The sequence below is a fragment of the Pseudoduganella guangdongensis genome (assembly GCF_009857475.1).
GTDB classification, from domain to species: Bacteria; Pseudomonadota; Gammaproteobacteria; order Burkholderiales; family Burkholderiaceae_D; genus Rugamonas; species Rugamonas guangdongensis.
This window is the reverse complement of record NZ_WWCJ01000007.1, coordinates 86,573-105,884: the sequence shown is the minus strand read 5'-3', so window position 1 is coordinate 105,884 and position 19,312 is coordinate 86,573. Positions and strand designations below refer to the sequence as shown.

General features: G+C 67.1%; 17 protein-coding genes. 7 read left to right on the top strand and 10 right to left on the bottom strand.

All coding sequences use genetic code 11. The features are described from left to right. Positions 1–6 precede the first annotated feature (6 nt). The 3 genes from GTP41_RS11280 to GTP41_RS11270 all read left to right on the top strand — a co-directional run bounded on the left by GTP41_RS11280 (position 7) and on the right by GTP41_RS11270 (position 4,625). A complete protein-coding gene (locus GTP41_RS11280) occupies positions 7–2,181 on the top strand; it encodes a DEAD/DEAH box helicase (protein ID WP_161025685.1) in 2,175 nt (724 codons plus the stop codon). Positions 2,182–2,299: 118 nt separating this feature from the next. Then, positions 2,300–3,169: an alpha/beta hydrolase family protein gene (locus tag GTP41_RS11275; RefSeq protein WP_229502826.1), complete on the top strand. Its 870-nt coding sequence runs from the start codon at positions 2,300–2,302 to the stop codon at positions 3,167–3,169. Positions 3,170–3,182: 13 nt separating this feature from the next. Continuing rightward, the gene (locus tag GTP41_RS11270; protein ID WP_229502825.1) at positions 3,183–4,625 is read left to right on the top strand and encodes a serine hydrolase domain-containing protein; all 1,443 of its coding nucleotides are present in this window, start codon (positions 3,183–3,185) and stop codon (positions 4,623–4,625) included. A gap of 58 nt (positions 4,626–4,683) precedes the next feature. Here GTP41_RS11270 and GTP41_RS11265 read toward each other — a convergent pair whose 3' ends face one another. Together GTP41_RS11265 and GTP41_RS11260 are read right to left on the bottom strand one after the other, a co-directional pair. Then, the gene (locus GTP41_RS11265) at positions 4,684–5,025 is read right to left on the bottom strand and encodes a nucleotide pyrophosphohydrolase (RefSeq protein ID WP_161025684.1); all 342 of its coding nucleotides are present in this window, start codon (positions 5,023–5,025) and stop codon (positions 4,684–4,686) included. Further along, a complete protein-coding gene (locus GTP41_RS11260) occupies positions 5,022–5,471 on the bottom strand; it encodes a GNAT family N-acetyltransferase (RefSeq protein ID WP_161025683.1) in 450 nt (149 codons plus the stop codon). The genes GTP41_RS11265 and GTP41_RS11260 overlap by 4 nt, the downstream gene beginning before the upstream one ends. A gap of 70 nt (positions 5,472–5,541) precedes the next feature. On the opposite strand from GTP41_RS11260, the gene pepN reads away from it, so the two are divergent. Further along, positions 5,542–8,205, top strand: a complete 2,664-nt coding sequence (gene pepN, locus GTP41_RS11255; protein WP_161025682.1) for an aminopeptidase N — start codon at positions 5,542–5,544, stop codon at positions 8,203–8,205. Positions 8,206–8,214: 9 nt separating this feature from the next. On the opposite strand, the gene GTP41_RS11250 is transcribed toward pepN, so the two are convergent. Further along, the gene (locus GTP41_RS11250) at positions 8,215–10,095 is read right to left on the bottom strand and encodes a putative bifunctional diguanylate cyclase/phosphodiesterase (protein ID WP_161025681.1); all 1,881 of its coding nucleotides are present in this window, start codon (positions 10,093–10,095) and stop codon (positions 8,215–8,217) included. A 158-nt stretch (positions 10,096–10,253) separates the two neighbouring features. On the opposite strand from GTP41_RS11250, the gene GTP41_RS11245 reads away from it, so the two are divergent. Both GTP41_RS11245 and GTP41_RS11240 read left to right on the top strand, forming a co-directional pair. Further along, a complete protein-coding gene (locus GTP41_RS11245) occupies positions 10,254–11,108 on the top strand; it encodes a CsgG/HfaB family protein (protein WP_161025680.1) in 855 nt (284 codons plus the stop codon). A 99-nt stretch (positions 11,109–11,207) separates the two neighbouring features. Then, positions 11,208–11,855 (top strand): response regulator, encoded by a 648-nt coding sequence (locus GTP41_RS11240; RefSeq protein WP_161025679.1) that lies wholly within the window; start codon positions 11,208–11,210, stop codon positions 11,853–11,855. On the opposite strand, the gene GTP41_RS11235 is transcribed toward GTP41_RS11240, so the two are convergent. From GTP41_RS11235 to GTP41_RS11205, 7 genes are read right to left on the bottom strand one after another with little or no spacing between them, the layout of a single operon-like run. After that, positions 11,842–12,459: a YoaK family protein gene (locus GTP41_RS11235; RefSeq protein ID WP_161025678.1), complete on the bottom strand. Its 618-nt coding sequence runs from the start codon at positions 12,457–12,459 to the stop codon at positions 11,842–11,844. The two genes, GTP41_RS11240 and GTP41_RS11235, sit on opposite strands and share 14 nt — an antisense overlap. Then, on the bottom strand, positions 12,435–12,836 hold the full coding sequence (locus GTP41_RS11230) for a DoxX family protein (protein ID WP_161025849.1): 402 nt from the start codon (positions 12,834–12,836) through the stop codon (positions 12,435–12,437). Before GTP41_RS11230 ends, GTP41_RS11235 begins: the two co-directional genes overlap by 25 nt. Before the next feature lie 59 nt (positions 12,837–12,895). Then, complete coding sequence (locus GTP41_RS11225) at positions 12,896–14,833, bottom strand: amidohydrolase (protein ID WP_161025677.1); 1,938 nt, start codon at positions 14,831–14,833, stop codon at positions 12,896–12,898. Next, entirely contained in the window at positions 14,830–15,087 is a 258-nt protein-coding gene (locus GTP41_RS11220) for a DUF1427 family protein (protein ID WP_161025676.1), read from the bottom strand. Before GTP41_RS11220 ends, GTP41_RS11225 begins: the two co-directional genes overlap by 4 nt. After that, positions 15,084–15,740 (bottom strand): hydrolase, encoded by a 657-nt coding sequence (locus GTP41_RS11215; protein WP_161025675.1) that lies wholly within the window; start codon positions 15,738–15,740, stop codon positions 15,084–15,086. Before GTP41_RS11215 ends, GTP41_RS11220 begins: the two co-directional genes overlap by 4 nt. A 20-nt stretch (positions 15,741–15,760) precedes the next feature. Next, a complete protein-coding gene (locus GTP41_RS11210) occupies positions 15,761–17,206 on the bottom strand; it encodes a catalase (RefSeq protein WP_161025674.1) in 1,446 nt (481 codons plus the stop codon). Between the two features lie 3 nt (positions 17,207–17,209). Then, entirely contained in the window at positions 17,210–18,172 is a 963-nt protein-coding gene (locus GTP41_RS11205; protein WP_161025673.1) for an alpha/beta fold hydrolase, read from the bottom strand. A 176-nt stretch (positions 18,173–18,348) separates the two neighbouring features. On the opposite strand from GTP41_RS11205, the gene GTP41_RS11200 reads away from it, so the two are divergent. Beyond that, on the top strand, positions 18,349–19,311 hold the full coding sequence (locus tag GTP41_RS11200; RefSeq protein ID WP_161025672.1) for a DUF4214 domain-containing protein: 963 nt from the start codon (positions 18,349–18,351) through the stop codon (positions 19,309–19,311). The last annotated feature ends 1 nt before the right edge of the window (position 19,312 follow it).

Genomic DNA, 19,312 nt, shown 5'->3' with positions numbered 1-19,312 from the left:
GCCGCCATGTCAGACACCCTATTTACCGATTTGAACCTCAGCGCCCCCATCCTCAAAGCGCTGAAAGACGTAGGCTACGAGAGCCCATCCCCGATCCAGGCCTCGACCATCCCGCACCTGCTGGAAAACCGCGACGTGCTCGGCACCGCGCAAACCGGCACCGGCAAGACTGCAGCATTCGCCCTGCCCATCCTGTCCCGCATCGACATCAAGCAATCGGCGCCGCAGGCGCTGGTGCTGGCGCCGACGCGCGAACTGGCGATCCAGGTAGCGGAAGCCTTCCAGCGTTACGCCTCCCACATCCCGAACTTCCACGTGCTGCCGATCTACGGCGGCCAATCGTACGGCCCGCAGCTGCAAGCACTGCGCCGCGGCGTACACGTGGTGGTCGGCACCCCGGGCCGCGTCATCGACCACCTGGACAAGGGTTCGCTCGACCTGTCCAAGCTGAAAACCCTGGTGCTGGACGAAGCCGACGAAATGCTGCGCATGGGCTTCATCGAAGACGTCGAGCGCATCCTGCAGGAGACCCCGGACAGCCGCCAGACCGCGTTGTTCTCGGCCACCATGCCGGCCCAGGTCAAGCGCATCGCCAACACCTACCTGAATAATCCGGCCGAAGTGCTGGTGGCGGCCAAGACCACCACCAACACCAATATCCGCCAGCGCTACTGGCTGGTGAGCGGCATGCACAAGCTGGACGCGCTGACCCGCATCCTGGAAGCCGAGCCGTTCGACGGCATGATTATCTTCTCGCGCACCAAGATCGGCACTGAGGAACTGGCCGAACGCCTGCAGGCGCGCGGCTTCTCGGCCGGCGCCATCAACGGCGACATGCAGCAGGCGGCGCGCGAACGCATGATCTCCCAGCTGAAAGACGGCAAGATCGACATCCTGGTGGCGACCGACGTCGCCGCGCGCGGCCTGGACGTGGAGCGTATCTCGCACGTGGTCAACTATGACGTGCCGTACGATCCGGAAAGCTACACTCACCGTATCGGCCGTACCGGCCGCGCCGGCCGCAGCGGCGAGGCGATCCTGTTCATCACCCCGCGCGAAAAAAACCTGCTGAAACTGATTGAACGCACCACGCGCCAGCCGGTCACGCCGATGACGCTGCCGACCCTGCAGGCCGTGAACGACGTCCGCATCAACAAGTTCAAGGACCAGATCACCGACGCGCTGTCGCAGGACGGCTTGCCGTTCTTCGAAAACCTTGTGCGCGAGTACGAGGCCGAACACAACGTGCCGGCGCTGGAAATCGCCGCCGCGCTGGCGCTGATGGCCTGCGGCGGCAAGCCGCTGCTGATCGACAAGTCGCGCGAAAAAGGCTGGCACGAAGACGGCGCCGCGCCGCAGCAGCGCGAAGGCCGCGAACAGCGCGAACCACGCGAACCGCGTGAGCCACGCGAGCCGCGCCCGAAAAAAGAACGCATCGCGCGCGAGCCGGAGCAGGGCATGGCCACCTACCGCGTGGAAGTCGGCTACGAGCACGGCGTCAAGCCGGGCAATATCGTGGGCGCCATCGCCAACGAAGGCGGCATCGACTCCAAGTTCATCGGCCGCATCGAGATCTACGACGACTACTCGCTGCTGGACATGCCGGCCGACCTGCCAGCGGACAGTATCGAAACGCTGCAAGCGCTGCGCGTCGCCGGCCAGGCCCTGCGCCTGCACCGCGACGGCACGCCCCCGCCATCCGCGCCAGCCGCCAAGGCCCCGCGTGCCGCCAAGCCGGAACGCACCGAGCGCCCGGAGCGCGTGGAGCGTGCTGAACGTGCGGCTCCCGAGCTGTCTGCACGCGACGATGACGACGAACCAATGTTCGAAGAAGCGCCTAAACGCAAGAAGAAGGACAAGGACGACGGCGGCCAGAAACCGCTGCCGCTGCGTCCCTACCGCGTGGAAGTCGGCTCGGCCGACGGTATCAGCGCCGGTAACCTGGTCGGCGCCATCTCCAACGAAAGCGGCCTCGAGTCGCGCTTCATTGGCCGCATCGAGATCATGGACGACCACGCCTTCATCGAAATGCCGGAAGGCATGCCGGACGACATCTTCAAGCACCTGCGTAAAGTCTGGGTCGGCGGCAAGCAGCTGAAAATGTCCCTGGTTGACGCCATGCCGCCCATGACCGGCAAACACACCCCGCCGAAGAAGCCAGTCGGCAAGCCAAAGCGCTAACATAGCCGGGGTCTGACCCTTGGGTCAGACCCTGGTTTCCCGGGTTTAAGGCAAGGTTGCCCAATCAACCACACCCGCGCTATCCTGCGAGCTATCCCGATCCTCGCCAAGGAATAGCATGCCCGACCCGACCCGCCCATCGACTGAAGCCGTCGTCACCCAGCCGATGGACCTGCAAGCCTATCTCGCGCTGACAGGCCCCGCCCCCGATAAACGCATCGCCTACGGCACCGCCCCCAGCCAATTCGTCGAGCTGTTCAAGCCTGAAGGCCCCGGCCCACATCCGGTGGTGCTGCTGATCCACGGCGGCTGCTGGACCGTGCATTTCGGCGGCATCGAACAAATGCGCAATATGGCTGGCGCATTGACCAAGCAGGGCATCGCCGTCTGGAACGTGGAATACCGCCGCTACGACGAAGACGGTGGCGGCTACCCTGGCATGTATCAGGACGTCGCCACCGCCGTTGACCTGCTCAGGCACGAAGCCAAGGTCAGTGCACTGGACTTGGAACGCATCGTCGCCGTCGGCCACTCCGCCGGCGGCCACCTCGCGCAATGGGCCGTCTCGCGCCACAAGCTGCCCGAATGGAGCCCGGCCTGGGCGCCGCAGCCGCTGCCGATCAAGACCGTGATCAGCCTGGGCGGCCTGGCCGACCTGCGCAACGAAGCGGACCTGATCCGCCGCACCTGCGAACGCGAAACCGAACAAATCGCCGGCCACCCAAGCGCCGCCCGTCCCGACGTCTTCGCCGACACCTCGCCCGCCGAGATGCTGCCGGCCGGTGTGCGCACCATCCTGATCCACGGCGAGCACGACGACATCTCGCCCACCGTTACCGGCGAAAACTACGCCCGCCGCGCCCGCGCCGCCGGCGATATCGCCGAAGTCTTCGTCCTGCCCGGCGGCAGCCACTACGACGAGGTCTCCGCCGATTCGAAGGCCTGGGCGATCATCAATGCGCAGATCCTCCAGGCGCTCGGAAACTGATGGATCAGTCCCTATGAAAATGCGCGCAAGCTTGTATGCGATACCTGCCATGCTTTGCGGCTTCGCGCTTAGCGCGGTGGCCGGCACGACCGAGGAAGCCAATACGCAGGCCCGGCAAACGATCCTGGCCATTATGAAGGAGCAGCGTATCCCTGGCCTGCAGCTGGCCGTGGTTAAGGACGACCGCATCGTGCTGTCCGAGAGCTATGGCCTTGCCAATGTCGAAAACAAGGTGCCGGCCACGCGCACCATGCGCTTTCCGCTCAACTCCGCCACCAAGGCCTTCACCGGCGTGGCGATGATGCAGCTGGCCGAAGCAGGCCAGGTCGACCTCGATGCACCCGTATCGCGCTACCTGGACGATTTGCCGCCGGCCTGGCGCGCCATCCGTGTGCGCCAGTTGTTGGCCCACACCTCTGGCCTGCCGGACATCGTCAACCAACAGGGCGACGTGGAAGGCGGCAGCGAGGCCGCCGCGTGGAGGGCCGCCCGCGCCCTGCCGGTGTCGGCGCCCCCGGGCGAATCGTTCGCATATAACCAGACCAACTACGCCTTACTGGCGCAGATCATCAGCAAGCAGGGCAAGATGCCTTATGAGCGTTTCATCGCTGAACGCCAGTTCGCCGTCGCCCGCATGCCGCTGTCCACCTTCGGCGACAGCTACGATCTGGTCGCCAACGCCGCCACCATCTACGCCTACGCCTCGCGTGGCACATCGGCGCCAGACGATGGAACACGTTTGTCGCGCTGGATCTATGCGATTCCTTACGGCCTGTGGGCCGGCGGCGGCATCCAGACCACCGCCGACGAAGTTGCGCATTGGCTGATCGCCTTGTCGAAAGGGCACCTGGTCAGCCAGGCAAGCCTGCAGCGCATGTGGACCCCGGAAAACCTCAATAGCGGCGCCAACGGCGAATGGGGCGCTGGGTGGCCGGTATTGCGCACAACTCCGGAATTGCAGGTCGCCAGCATCGGCGGCGCCCGTGCCGCGTTCATCGTCTACCCCGAACAGCGCCTGGCCGTCGTCGTGCTGACCAACCTGGCCGGCGCCCACCCGCAACGCTTCATCCCGCGTATTGCCGAGTTGTACAAATCGGCGCCCGGGCAAGCAAGCACCACCGCCGCGCTCTGCGTGAAGATGCGCAGCGGCGAGGGAAGCGCGTGCATGACCTTTTCAGCGCCGGCCATCAAGAAGGCGGAAAAGTACGGCCTGCGCCTTGCCGATCCATTCACCGTTGTTAAGCAGAAGCTCGCGCAGCAAGGCTGGCAGCTTGACCGGGCATACATGAGCGAAGACGCACCCCAGGCATCCGCATCGGAGGAGATGATCTGTGGCCGGGGCTGGGACGCAGTCTGCTCCACCGCATTCAAACGTGGCAAAGAGCGTCTGTATCTGAACATGTCCGGGACTAACGACGGCATGCCATTGATCTCCGTCGAGAGCGGTGGACCATGAAACTTTTGACGCTTATGGTGTCAACAATTCGCTTAGGGTGACAACAAACTGTGGCCGATTAGCCAGTCTCCGGACGGCTGGAGATCGGCGCCGGATACTTGATCGCGTTCAGCTTGATCTTGTCCAGCGCCGCCGCATGCAGGTCCACCTCCAGCTTGTCGGCGATCTGCACCAAATAAAGCAGTACGTCGGCCAGCTCCTGCCGGATGGCTTCCTGCTGGCCTTGCGCCAGCTCGCCCGCGCGGCCGGTTGGCAACCACTGGAAATGCTCGGCCAGTTCGGCCACCTCCACCGACAGCGCCATGGCCAGGTTCTTCGGTGTATGGAACTGCTCCCAGTCGCGCGCGCTGGCGAAGGCGCGCGTGCGCTCGCGCAGGTCGAGCAGGGAATCGAGACTCATGCCGCCTTCTCCATGAACACACTCAAAGGATCGTCGCGGTAGTCGCCGTAGGGGCCGCGCACGCGGTAGCCCAGGCGTTCATACAAGCCGATCGCCTCCGGCTGCGCGGGGCCGGTCTCCAGCATGAACTGGCGGCAGCCGCGCTGCAAGGCCTCCGCTTCCAGCATGCCCAGCAAACGCTGCGCCACGCCCTGGCCGCGCGCGGCGGGGGAGACGAACATGCGCTTCACTTCACCGTAGGCCGGCGTCACCACCATCGCGCCGCACGCCACCGCCGCGCCGTCGGCATTGCGCGCCACGGCAAACAGCACATTCGGCTGCAAAAGCGAAGCCATATCGAGCGCATACACGCTCTCCGGCGGGTACAGCGACAGTTGGTAGGCGTCCAGCTGGTCGATCAGCGCCACGACCTCGGGCTGGTTGGGGGATTCGAGTTTGATGTCCATCCCGGAATGGTATCATCGTTGCGCCGCCGGACCGGGGCCGGTCCGGGGCGAGACATGTATAAGGATAACCATGAAATTGTTCGTCCCTCACGCCATTGCACTGGCAGTCAGTGTGCTTGCCGCCACCAGCGGCATCGCCGCCGACAACACGGCGCCTACCGCGCGCGCTGAAAACCCCTACCTGAGCCAGACCGATGCCGCCGCCCGTTCGGCGCGCGTGTCGAACGTCGCCTATGTGCTGGATTTCACGCTGAGCGGCAAGGAAAGCTTCAGCAATACCACCACCGTGGCCTTCGACCTGAAGGACAACGCCCAGCCCCTGACCATTGACCTGAACAAGGCCACCGTCAAGCGCCTGGTGGTGAACGGCAAGGCCGTGAGCGCGCCGCAGTACAACAACTGGTTCATCACCCTGGCTGCCGCCGACCTGCGGGCCGGCCGCAACACGGTGACGGTGGAGTTCGAGCGCCTGCACAGCACCAATGGCGAGGGACTGCACCGCATGGTTGATCCGGTCGATGGCCGGGTCTACACCTACTCGCATTTCGAGCCGGCCGCCGCGCACCAGATGTTCGCGCTGTTCGACCAGCCGGACCTGAAGGCGACCTACCAGGTCAACGTGACCGCGCCCGCCGACTGGACCGTGGTCTCCACCACGCGCGAGTCGAAGGTGGAGGATGCTGCCGGCCAGGCCGGCATGAAGCGCTGGACCTTCCCCGCCTCCAAGATCCTGAGCCCGTACAACTTCTCGCTGCACGCCGGCCCGTACAAGGTGTGGGAAGACACCAAGAGTGCTAAATACCCGATGCGCCTGTTCGCGCGCCAGTCGGTGGCCGACCAGGTCGATCCGGCCATGTGGTTCGAGTACACCAAACAGGGCCTGGCCTGGTTCGACGACTACTTCGGCATCCCTTACCAGTACGGCAAATACGACCAGCTGATCGTGCCGGACTTCCTGTACGGTGCCATGGAGAACGCCGCCGCCATCACCTTCGCCGAGCACTCCTTCCTGTACAAGAACAAGCCGACCGGGGCCCAGAAGCACGACCTGGCCAGCGTCATCATGCACGAGATGGCGCACCAGTGGTTCGGCGACCTGGTCACCATGGAGTGGTGGAACGGCCTGTGGCTGAACGAGAGCTTCGCCTCCTTCATGGGCACCCTGGCCACCGCCGAGGCGACCGAGTTCAAGGACTCGGCCTGGCAGTACTTCTACTCGGAAGGCAAGTCCGCCGCTTACGTGATGGACCAGCGCGTCACCACGCACCCGATCGAAACGCCGGTGCCGTCCACCGCCAATGCCTTCGACAATATCGACGCCATCACCTACTCGAAAGGCGCCTCGACCCTGAAGCAGTTGCGCCACCTGCTGGGCGAGGAAACCTTCCGCAAGGGCGTGCACAATTACCTGGTCAAGTACCAGTGGAAGAATGCCAAGCTGGATGACTTTATCGGCAGCCTGGCCGCCGCCGCCGGACGCGACCTGGGCCAGTGGACGCAGGACTGGCTGTACCAGCCGGGCGTCAACACCATCACCGCCAACTACAGCTGCAAGGCCGGCAAGATCGATGCCTTCAGCCTGCAGCAAAGCGCGGTGGCGCAGTTCCCGACGCTGCGCGAGCAGCGCGTGCAGCTGGCTTTGATGCAGAAGCAGGGCAAGCGGCTGAACGTGGCCAAGGTGCTGCCGGTGACCTATAAGGGCGCCGTGACCGAGGTGCCGGAGCTGAAAGGCGCGGCCTGCCCGGACCTGGTCTATCCGAACTACCAGGACTGGGGCTTCGTCAAAGCCAAGCTGGATAAGCGCTCCTTCGCCACCGCGCGCAAGGATGTGAGCAAGGTGGAAGACAAATTGCTGCGCACCATGCTGTGGCATAGCATGTGGGACAACGTGCGCGACGGCGCGCTGCCGCTCAATGAATTCCTCGACACGGTGCTGATCAACGCGCCGCTGGAAAAGGATTACGTGCTGCTGGGCGACGTGCTGGGCAAGTCGGGCCAGGCCCTGCGCTACCTGCGCACCATGGCGCCGCAAGCGGCCTACACGGGCAGCGTGGCGGGCCGTATCGAGAAGATGGCCTGGGCCCAGGCCAAGGTTGCCAAGGGCGATTTCCAGCGCCGCTGGTTCGGCGCCTACCTGGGCGCCGCCGGCAGCCAGGAATCGCTGGCGCGCATCGCGGCCCTGCTGGACGGCCGCGAGAAGCTGCCGGGCCTGACCCTGAGCCAGGACCTGCGCTGGTCGATGATCGCCATCCTGAACGGCAAGGCCGTGCCGGACGCCGAGGCCCGCATCGCCGCCGAGCAGGCGCGCGACAAGTCCGACAGCGGCGAGCTGGCCGTGGTGGCGGCGCAGGCCGCGCGCCCGGACCCGAAGGTGAAGCAGGAGTGGCTGGCGAAGATCGGCGACACCCAGACCAAGCTGCCGTTCTCGCGCATCCGCACCGCCATGTTCTCGCTGTACCCGGCGTCGCAGGTGGCGCTCAATGAGCAGAGCGCGGCGGCGCGCCTGGCGCAGTTGCCGGTGCTGGACAAGTCGGCCGGCCCGGTCTTCATGCGCGACTACGCTGGCGCCATGATCCCGGCCACCTGCAGCGCGGCCAGCGTGCAGCGCCTGGCCGATGCGGCCGCCGCCAACCCCGGCCTGAACGCGGGCACCCGCCGTGCGCTGCTGGTGGCGCACCAGGAGGACCAGCGTTGCGTGGCGATGCGCGCGGCGCTGACGGTCAAGCTGGACTAAAGAAGGGGATTACGCCGGGCTGGTGCCCGGCGTGCGGGCCGACAGCGCGGCCTGCGCCGCCAGCAGGTCGAGCAGGGCCGGCAGCGGCGCCGGGCGGCCCAGCAGGTAGCCTTGCAGGGCGTGGCAGCCGTGCGTGGCCAGGAAGTCGGCCTGGGCCTGGGTTTCCACCCCTTCCGCCACCACCCGCAGGCCCATGTGGCCGGCCATGGCCAGGATGGCCTGCACGATCACCACATCGTTGGCGTCGTCCGGCATGTCCATGATGAAGCTGCGGTCGATCTTCAGCTCATACAGCGGCATGCGTTTCAAATAGGCCAGGCTGGAATAGCCGGTGCCGAAATCGTCGATCGAGAAGCGCACCCCGAGCGCGGCCAGTTCGTTCATGCGCGCCACGGTCTCGTCCAGCTTTTCCACCATCAAGCCTTCCGTCACCTCCAGGATCAGCAGCGCCGGCTCCACGCCGTGCTCCTGCAGGCAATTGCGCACCTGCTGCACAAAATCGACCTGGCGGAACTGCTGCGGGCTGACATTGACCGACAGCGGCAAGGCCAGGCCCTGCGCCGCCATGCGCTGCTGCGCCAGGCAGGCCTGGCGCAGCGCCCACATGCCGAGCGGTACGATCAGGCCGGCCTCCTCGGCCAGCGGAATGAAGATGGCGGGCGACACCATGCTGCCGTCGTCGCGCTCCCAGCGCGTCAGCAGTTCGGCGCCGTGCAGCCGGCCCTGGCAGTCGAACTGCGGCTGGTAGGCCATGTGCAGGCGGTCCTGCTCGATCGCCTGGGCCAGTTCGTGCTCCAGGGTCAGGCGCCGCTCGACTTCGGCCTGCATGGTCGACTCGAAGTAGGCGATGCCGTTGCGGCCGGCGCCCTTGGCGCGGTACATGGCGGTATCGGCTTCGCGCAGCAGGTCGTCGGCGCTCAGGCTGATTTTGGGGAACAAGGTCACGCCGATGCTGGCGGAGCAGGCGTAGAACTGGCCGCCGATCTCGAAATCGCGCGCCAGCGCGGCGCGGACCTTTTCCGCCACCAGCTGCGCCGCCGCGCCGGCCGCCGGCAGGTCGGGCGCCAGGTGCGCCAGCAGCACCACGAATTCGTCGCCGCCGATGCGCGCCACGGTGTCGCTTTTTCGCACCAGTTCCGACAGGCGCCCGGCCGCCAGCTGCAGCAGGGTGTCGCCGGTGGCGTGGCCGCGCGCGTCGTTGATGGTCTTGAAGCGGTCCAGGTCGACGAACATGACGGCGCTGAAGACCTGCTGGCGCTGCGAGCTCGCGAGCAGGTTCGCCAGGCGGTCCAGCAGCAGGCGCCGGTTGGGCAGCCCGGTCAGCGGGTCGTAGAAGGCCAACTGCTCGCCCTCGGCCAGCGAGCGCGCCAGGTGGCGCAGCAGCACGCCGCAGCTGAAGGTCAGGATGCCGGCGATGAACAGGTAATTCAGGGCGACGATGGCGGCGCGCAGCACGGCGTCGTCCGACAGGCCCACCGCCGCCGGGTCGGGCGGCGGCGCGAAACCGGTCAGCACGATCGCCACCGCGCCCGCCAGCAGCAGCCAGATGGCCGGCTTCAGCCCCACCAGCAGGGCCGCCAGGCAGGGCACGGCCAGCAGGTAGGTGTGGGCCACCGGCCCCACCTGCAGCATCAGCGCCAGGCCGACGGCAAAGGTAATCAGCAGGAACTGCAGCGCCCGCGCGCGGTAGGCCACCAGGTGCTCCAGCCGCCACAGCATGGCCAGCCAGCCCAGCGCGATCACGTCCACCACGACCACGCCCCACAGCCCCTCGCGGGCCGACTGCAGGATGCTGGGGACCGCCGTGAACACGCCCAGCACCAGGCAGACCTGGACCAGGCGCGTGAAGATGGCGGCGCGCCAATGTGTAATCTGGTCCGGGCCATTCATGGGTGGATTTCCTTGCTCTTAGGAACCTTCATGGTACGCCGAAACTCTGGCCAGTGGCATATTCGGGGTGGCGTTGTTGTTGTGATTTTTGGAGAGACTTTAGACCGCGGCTTTCTTATAGAATCGGCAGTTTGGATATAAAAATAAGGGATATACTTATGAAATCGACACTGATCCTGGCCGCTGGGGCCCTGATGCTGGCAGGTTGCGCCGGCACCCAACCTACCCTGGGCGGCGCCAGCACGGTGGCCACCGGCAGCGCCGGCGGCGAGAACGCCAACAACGCCAGCACCCAGCTGGAAAAATGCGACAAGCCGCTCGGCACCCTGGCCGTGGTGGAAGACCGCAGCGCGCCGTGGTTCCAGCAACTGGGTCAGTACAAGCTGGGCTCCACCACGCCGGTGCTGCGCATGATGATCCAGCAGTCGAACTGCTTCGTGGTGGTGGAACGCGGCGCCGCCATGGACCATATGATGGGCGAGCGCGCGCTGGAAAAATCCGGCGAGATGCGCGCCAACAGCAACTACGGCAAGGGCCAGATCGCCGCCGCCGACTACACCATGAGCCCGACCATCACCTTCAGCCAGAAAGGCACCCAGGGTGTGGGCGGCGCGCTGGGCGGCTTTGGCCTGATCGGCAGCGTGGCCGGCCTGGTGGCGGGCAGCATGAAGGCCAATGAAGCCTCGACCATGCTGCTGATGATCGACAACCGCTCCGGCGTGCAGCTGGCCGCGGCGGAAGGCAGCGCCAAGAACTTCGACTTCGGCATGTTCGGCGGCCTGTTCGGCGGCGGCGGCTTCGGCGCTGCCGGCGGCTACAGCAACACTCCGGAAGGCAAGATCCTGGTGGCCTCCTTCATGGACTCGTACAACAACGTGGTGAAAGCCGTGCGCAACTACCGCGCGCAGGAAGTGGCGGGCGGCCTGGGCACCGGCGGCGCGCTGGGCGTGCAGGGCGGCACCACCCCGGCCTCGAAAGAAGTGCCGGCGAAATCCAAGTCGAAGAAGAAGTAATCCCCGTTTTGCCGGGCGTGGCGCACGCCCGGCAAATTGCCAGCCGCGCCTTTCGTTTGCTATAGTTCCCCGCTGCAGTCTTTGCGCGGAGCTTTTCCTTTGAATACCCAAAACTTACCAGCCGGCGCCGCGCCAATCCGGGTGCTGCTGGTGGACGACCATCCCATGCTGCGCAGCGGCCTGGCGGACGCCATCGCCGGCCAGCCCGACATGCAGGTGGTGGCCGAAGCCGGCGACGGCAACGAGGCGGTGGCGGCGCATGCCGCCTGCCGCCCCGACCTTACCATCATGGACATCGCCATGCCCGGCATGTGCGGGGTGGAGGCGCTGCAGGCCATCCGCGCCCAGTTCCCGCAGGCGCGCGTGGTCATGCTCACCACCTTCGGCGGCGACGTGCAGGTGCGGCGCGCGCTGGAGGCCGGCGCCGCCGGCTTCCTCCTCAAGAGCAGCCTGCGCAAGGAGCTGCTCACCATGATCCGTGCCGTGCACGGCGGCCAGCGCTACATCTCGCCCGAGATCGCGCAGCAGCTGGCCAGCCACCTGGGCGCGGGCCTGCTCAGCGAGCGGGAAGTGGAGGTGCTGCGCTGCGCGGCGGACGGCAATGCCAACAAGCGCATTGCCATGGAGCTGGCCATTTCGGAAGAGACGGTGAAGGCGCATATGCGCAGCATCCTGGCCAAGCTGGATGCGAATGACCGCACGCATGCGGTCACCATTGCGCTCAAGCGCGGCATTATTGCGCTTTAGACAGCGCGGCCATGACCAGCAAGGCGGCCACCGCCGGCAGCAGGCCGAGGCCCATGCCCCAGCGCGCGGCCACGGCGCCGGCCACGCAGCCGGCCGCGAAGCCGACCACGCCGGACGCCAGCGACAGCAGGGCCGGGCGCGGCGTGCCGCCGGCGCGGTCCAGCGCGTCGATCACCAGCTGCGTCACATTGCCGGTCATGACCGTGCTGGCCGGCAGCTGCGCCAGCAGCAGCTTGCCGTAGCCGTTCTGCGCGCCCATGGCGGCGGCGCACAGCAGGCCGGTGGCGATGTCGCCGGCGCCAGCCAGGCCGCAGGCGGCGGAGGCCATCATCAGCGCGGCCTGCAGCAGGTGCGAGGAGCGCAGCGCGTCGTCGCCGGCGCGCTGTTGCCGCCGCACCAGGGCGCGCACCGCCACAATGCCGGCCATGAAGGCCGGGAAGGCCAGCAGCTTGAGCAGCACGTCATGCCCGGGCGTCACCGCCTCGCGCCCGATCAGCACGAAGTTGCCCGTCACGTGGGCGGTGAACAGGCCGTGCAGGGCGATAAAGCCGAGCGTGTCGACATAACCGGCCAAAAAACTCAGGCTGGCGCCGCGTGTTGCCATGTCTTCTCCTTGTTTGCCAGGTCGTGCCAGGCCACCAGCAGGAAGCCGCCGGCCAGGCCGAGGTGTTCGTAAAAGGCGTTGGCCGCCATGAAGCGCTCGGCGCCGGCCATTTCCCAATAGCGGTTGGCAATGCAGCTGGCCGCCAGCGTGAACAGGGCCAGCCAGGCCGCGCCCAGCCAGCGCAGGCGGCCGGTCAGCACCAGGATCGCTGCGCCCAGCTCGCCGGCGATCACGGCGGCCGCCAGCGGCGTCGCCGGCTGCAGGCCGAAGTGCTGCATTTCGGCCACCGCGCCGCCAAAGTCGAGCAGCTTGTTCAAGCCGCCCTGCAGGTAGGCCGCGCACAGCAGGAGCAGGGCCAGCCAGTGCAGGGCGCGCATCGCGCGGCCGCCGCGATGGGTGCGCAGGCGCGCTGCGCCGGGCAGGTGCGGCGCCACCGTCACACCGCCCAGCAGGAGCAGCCCAGCGCGCCCCAGAACGACTTCAGGTCGGCGATCGGCAGGGAACGCGTCCACGCCGTTGCGTGCTGGTGGCCGTGCATGCCGCACTGGCGCGCGCAGCCGCAGGCGGCCGCCTGCGCCGGTGCCGTGCGCTCCTTGCCGCCCGCTGCGCCGAGCCAGCTGTCGGCCGTGCGGTAGGCGCCCTGCGCGGTGCTGACCAGGGCGCCCGGCATGGCGCCCCAGGCGCCGTAGCCGCCGTAGCGCCGCACCGGCGACCAGTCCGGCATGGCCGGCGGCAGCGGCGCGTCGAACTCGGCGAAGGGGCCGGCCGCATACACCACCTTGCCGCCGACCACCGTCAGCAGCGAGCTGGTGCCCGCGATCTCGTCCTCGGCGCAGCGCAGGAAGTCGCGGTCCGGCACCATCACGTCGGCCAGCTGGCCGACCGCGATGCGGCCCTTCTTGCCCTCCTCATTGGAGAACCAGGTCACATTCTCGGTCCACATGCGCAGCGCCGCCTCGCGGTCCAGCAGGTTGCGCTGCGGGTAGAGGCGCATGCCGCCCACCGTGCGCCCGGTGGTCAGCCAGGACAGCGAGACCCACGGGTTGTACGAGGCCACGCGCGTCGCATCGGTGCCGGCCGACACCTTCACGCCCGATTCGAGCAGGTATTTCACCGGCGGCGTCGCTTCCGCCGCCGCCGCGCCGTAGCGCTCGACAAAATACTCGCCCTGGTAGGCCATGCGGTGCTGTACCGCCACGCCGCCGCCCAGCGCCGCGATGCGGTCGATCGACTGCGGCGAAATGGTTTCCGCGTGGTCGAAGAACCAGTGCAGCCCGTCCAGCGGCATGTCGCGGTTGACCTTCTCGAACACGTCCAGCGCGCGCGCAATGGTCTCGTCGTAGGTGGCGTGCATGCGCCACGGCCAGCGGTTCTGCACCAGCACGCGCACCACGCCCTCCAGGTCGTCCTCCATATTGGCCGGCATATCGGGTCGCGGCTCGCGGAAGTCCTCGAAGTCGGCCGCCGAGAAGGTCAGCATCTCGCCCGCGCCGTTGTGGCGGAAATAGTCGTCGCCCTGCTGGTACTTGCTGTGCGCCGCCCAGTGCAGGAAGTCTTCCTTCTCCTGCTTCGGTTTTTGCGTGAACAGGTTGTAGGCCAGGCGCACGGTCAGCTCGCCGGCGTCGGCCAGCTGCTGGATCACCTGGTAGTCCTCGGGATAATTCTGGAAGCCGCCGCCCGCGTCGAGCGCGCCGGTCACGCCCAGGCGGTTCAGTTCGCGCATGAAGTGGCGCGTCGAGTTGACCTGGTACTCCGGCGGCAGTTTGGGGCCTTTGGCCAGCGTGGCGTACAGGATGGAGGCGTTCGGCTTGGCCAGCAGCAGGCCGGTCGGATTGCCGGCGCCGTCGCGCAGGATCTGCCCGCCCGGCGGCTCCGGCGTGTCGCGCTGGTAGCCCACGGCGCGCAGCGCGGCACCGTTCAGCAGGGCGCGGTCGTACAGGTGCAGGATGAAGACCGGCGTGTCGGGCGCGGCGGCGTTCAGCTCCTCGATGGTGGGCAGGCGCTTTTCGGCGAACTGGTGCTCGGTGAAGCCGCCCACCACGCGCACCCATTGCGGCGCCGGCGTGATCGCGACCTGGGCGCGCAGCATGGCCATGGCGTCGGCCAGCGATGGCACGCCGTCCCAGCGCAGCTCCATATTGAAATTCAGCCCGCCCCGGATCAGGTGCAGGTGGTTGTCGATCAGGCCGGGCAGCACGCGCTTGCCCTGCAGGTCGATGATGCGGGTGTGCGGGCCGGCCAGCGGCAAAATCTCGCGCGCCTCGCCCACATGTGAAAAGCGGCCGCCGGTGACGGCGACCGCTGCGGCCTCGGGCTGGTTGCGGTCCAGCGTCGTGAAGCGGCCGTTATGAAGAATCAGTTCAGGTGTGGTCATTGCTTTTCCTGGTTTTTGGCGGCGCAAGGCAGCTCGCCGAAGCAGTGCGGCTTAACCTGTTCTTGCAGCCAGGAGACCTGCGGCGGCTTGGGCGCCAGCCACTGGCGCACCAGCGGCGGCACCTGCTCGCCCAGCAGGATGCCGAGCAGCCCCACCAGCGCCACCACGGGCGGCGCCGGCGAGCGCACGTTCAGCACGCCGTACAAGATGCCGGCCAACAGGCCGGCACCCAGCGAGAGAAGATAAATCTTCACTGGCCTTCCTTGGCGTGGAACATGGTCTGGGCGTAGATGATGCCCAAGCCGTAGGCGCCGCCGAATTTTTTGGCGATGCCGGTGGTCAGCTCATAGCTGTCGGTGCGGGCCCAGTCGCGCTGCAGTTCCAGCAGGTATTGCAGGGAGGTCATTGGGCGTGCACCTGCCTGCACCATGCGGTCCATGGCTCGTTCATGCGCCTCGGTCGACACGTCGCCGCAGGCATCGGCGATCACATACACCTCGAAGCCCTGGTCCAGCGCCGACAGGGCTGGGCCGACGATGCAGACGCCGGTCCACAGGCCGGCCAGCACGATGCGCTTCTTGCCGATGGCGTTGACGCGGCGGATCACGTTCTCGTCTTCCCAGGTGTTCATCGAGGTGCGGTCGGTGATCTCGGCGCCCGGGAAGGCGTCCTTGATCTCGTCGAACACCGGGCCGGAGAAGCTCTTTTCGGCCACGGTGGTGACGATGGTCGAGACATCGAAGCCGGCGGCGGCATGCGCCACCAGGGCTGCGTTATTGCGCAGCTGCACCGCGTCGATCGAATGGGTGGCGAAGGCCATCTGCGACTGGTGATCGATCATGATCAGGGTGTGGTCGCGCGGCGTCAGCAGCAGTGGGCCCGGGGTGGCTTTGGCGGTAATGGTCATGGCAGGATTCCTTTAAGTGGTTACCAGAGTGGTTTCAGTTTGTCGAGCGCGGCGGACACGCCGGCGCCGTAGGCCTCGTCAGCCTTGTTGCAGTTTTCGATGTGGCGCTGCTGGATCTCCAGCGAGGCGCCTTGCAGCGAGCGCGCGGTGTTGTCGAACAGGGCCTGGCGCTGCTGCTCGTCCATCAGGCGGAACAGGGCGCGCGGCTGGCTGTAGTAGTCGTCGTCCACGCGGTGGTTCCAGCGCGCGGCGGCGCCGTCCAGGGCCAGCGCCGGTTCGGCGTAGGCGGCCTGCTGCTGCCACTCGCCTTTCGAGTTGGGCTCGTAGCCGATGCTGCCGCCGTGGTTGCCGTCCACCCGCATGCCGCCGTCGCGGTGGTAGCTGTGGAAGGGGCAGCGCGGCGTGTTGACCGGGATCTGGTGGTGGTTCACCCCCAGCCGGTAGCGCTGCGCGTCGCCATAGGCGAACAGGCGCGATTGCAGCATGCGGTCGGGCGAGAAGCCGATGCCCGGCACCACATTGGCCGGCGTGAAGGCGGCCTGCTCGACGTCGGCGTGGTAGTTGTCCGGGTTGCGGTTCAACTCCAGCACGCCCACCTCGTGCAGCGGGTAGTCCTTGTGCGGCCAGACCTTGGTCAGGTCGAACGGGTTGAACGGCGCGTCGGCGGCCTGCTGCTCGCTCATCAGCTGCACCTTCAGCGTCCAGCGCGGGTAGTCGCCGCGCTCGATCGCTTCGAACAGGTCGCGCTGCGACGATTCGCGGTCCTTGGCGATCAGCTCCGCCGCTTCGGCGTCGCTCAGGTTGACGATGCCTTGCTGGCTGACGAAGTGGAACTTGACCCAGTGCCGTTCGCCGGCCGCATTGATCAAGCTGAAGGTGTGGCTGCCGAAGCCGTGCATGTGGCGGTAGGAGGCCGGGATGCCGCGTTCGCTCATCACGATGGTGACCTGGTGCAGCGCTTCCGGCAGCAGGGTCCAGAAGTCCCAGTTGTTCTCGGCGCTGCGCAGGTTAGTGCGCGGGTCGCGTTTTACGGCGTGGTTCAGGTCCGGGAACTTGAGCGGGTCGCGCATGAAGAACACCGGCGTGTTGTTGCCGACGATATCCCAGTTGCCCTGCTCGGTGTACAGCTTGACCGCGAAGCCGCGGATATCGCGTTCCGCATCGGCCGCGCCGCGTTCGCCCGCCACGGTGGAAAAGCGCACGAAAGCCTCGGTCTTCTTGCCCACGGCGCCGAACACGGCGGCCTTGGTGTAGCGCGAAATATCGTGCGTCACGGTGAAGCTGCCGTAGGCGCCCGAGCCCTTGGCGTGCATGCGCCGCTCGGGGATCACCTCGCGGTGGAAGTGGGCCAGCTTTTCCAGGTGCCACACGTCCTGCAGCAGCATGGGGCCGCGCGGGCCCGCTGTTTCCACGTTCTGGTTATCCGCGACCGGCGCACCGGCCGCGGTAGTCAACAGACGGTCCATGGTTTAGCCCTTGATGAAGGCCAGCAGGTCGGCGTTCAGCTTGTCCTTGTGGGTGTCGGTCAGGCCGTGCGGCGCGCCCGGGTACACCACCAGCTTGGCGTTCTTCAGCAGCTTGGCGGCGGCATGCGCGGAGGCGCCGATCGGCACGATCTGGTCGTCGTCGCCGTGCAGCACCAGCATCGGGATGTCGATCTTCTTCAGGTCGGCGGTGAAGTCGGTTTCCGAGAAGGCCTTGATGCAGTCGTAGGTGTTCTTGTGGCCGGCCATCATGCCCTGCATCCACCAGGCGTTGATCATGCCTTGCGACGGCTTGGCGCCCGGGCGGTTGAAGTTGAAGAAGGGGCCGGAAGCGATGTCCAGGTAGAGCTGCGAGCGGTCCTTCAGCGAACCGGCGCGGATGCCGTCGAACACTTCAATCGGCAGGCCGCCCGGGTTGGCGGCGGTTTTCAGCATCAGCGGCGGCACGGCGGAGATCAGGCCGGCCTTGGCGATGCGCTTGCTGCCGTGGCGTGCCAGGTAGCGCGCCACTTCGCCGCCGCCGGTGGAGAAGCCGAACAGGGCGGCGTTTTTCACGTCCAGCTTGTCCAGCAACTGCGCCAGGTCGTCGGCGTAGTGGTCCATGTCGTTGCCGTCCCACGGTTGGCTGGAACGGCCGTGGCCGCGGCGGTCATGGGCGATGGTGCGGAAGCCTTTGTCGGACAGGAACAGCATCTGCGATTCCCAGCTGTCCGAATTCAGCGGCCAGCCGTGGCTGAAGACGACCACTGGGCCATTGCGCGGACCCCAGTCCTTGTAATAGATTTCCACGCCGTCGCGGGTGGTGAAGGTGCCCGAGGTGCGGCCGGCGGCACCCTTGGCGGGGGCGGCGGCAGCGGCGCTGGTGCCGAGCGAGGCGCCGGCGGCGACGGCGGCGGTGGCTGCGCTCAGCAGGACATTACGGCGGCGGTTGCTGATAGGGGATGGCATGGTAGACCCTTCTTTCTTGTGTGGTTGGGATGACAAGGAGGATAGCCAGCCGCCGCCATTCGCAAATCGCCCATCCGGGGGCGCGGCGCCTACCTCTTTCGGGGGGGGGGGAGGGCGCGACAGCGCCGCGCAAACGTGGCATGATTCCAGGATGGATTCCAGCGCTGGAGGTCGCCATGCAAAGCATCCCCGCAATACTGCTGAGTTGCCTGGCGGCGGCGCTGCTGGCCGGCTGCGGCGGTGGCAACGAGCAACCGGCGCCGGGTGCGCGCACGGCGGCCCACGGCGCGCCGCAAGGCGCCCCGGCCATCGACTACCAGGAAGTGGTGCAGCAGCTGTATGTGGCCTACTTCGGGCGCGCCGCCGATACCGGCGGCCTGGCCAATTTCACCGCGCAGATGGAGGCGCTGGGGGCGCCGGTCGCTATCCAGGACCTGAATTTCGCCTATACCAATAACGCCAGCGTGCGCGCCCTGATCGACAGCTTTGGCAACAGCGCGGAATCGGCGGCGCTTTACTCGGGCGATAACGAAGCATTCCTCATCGCCATCTACGCCAATGTGTTGAACCGGGTGCCGGACGCCGAAGGCAAGGCCTATTGGCTGGCGGCGCTGAACGGCGGTGGCCTGACCCGGGCGCGCGCCTCCTTCACCATCATGGCCGGCGCCCTCATCAATACCTCCGCGCAAGGCTTGCTGGACGCGCAGCTGGTGCGCAACCGCATTGCCGTGGCGCGCGCCTTCACCAGCGCACTCGACACCCAGGCCGAAGCCGGCGCCTACAGCGGCGATGCGGCGGCGGCAGCCGTGCGCGGCATGCTGGCCGGCGTCACGGCGGCCAGCGACCCGAATGCCTACGGCCCCATCATCGACGCCACCATCGCCCAGCTGCTGGCCGCTGCCGTGCCGTCCTTCGACACGGTGCGCGGCATCGTCCAGGCGCGCTGCCTGGCCTGCCACGCCGGGGCCGGGGCGCCCAACGGCGTACGGCTTGACAGCGACGCCGGCATCCGCAACCGCGCGCCCGACATCTATCTGCAAGTGGTGGTGTTGCAAGCCATGCCGCTGGGGAACCAGACCGGCATGACAAACGCCGAGCGCGACATCATCAAGCGCTGGTTCGAGGGCGGCACGCCCTAGC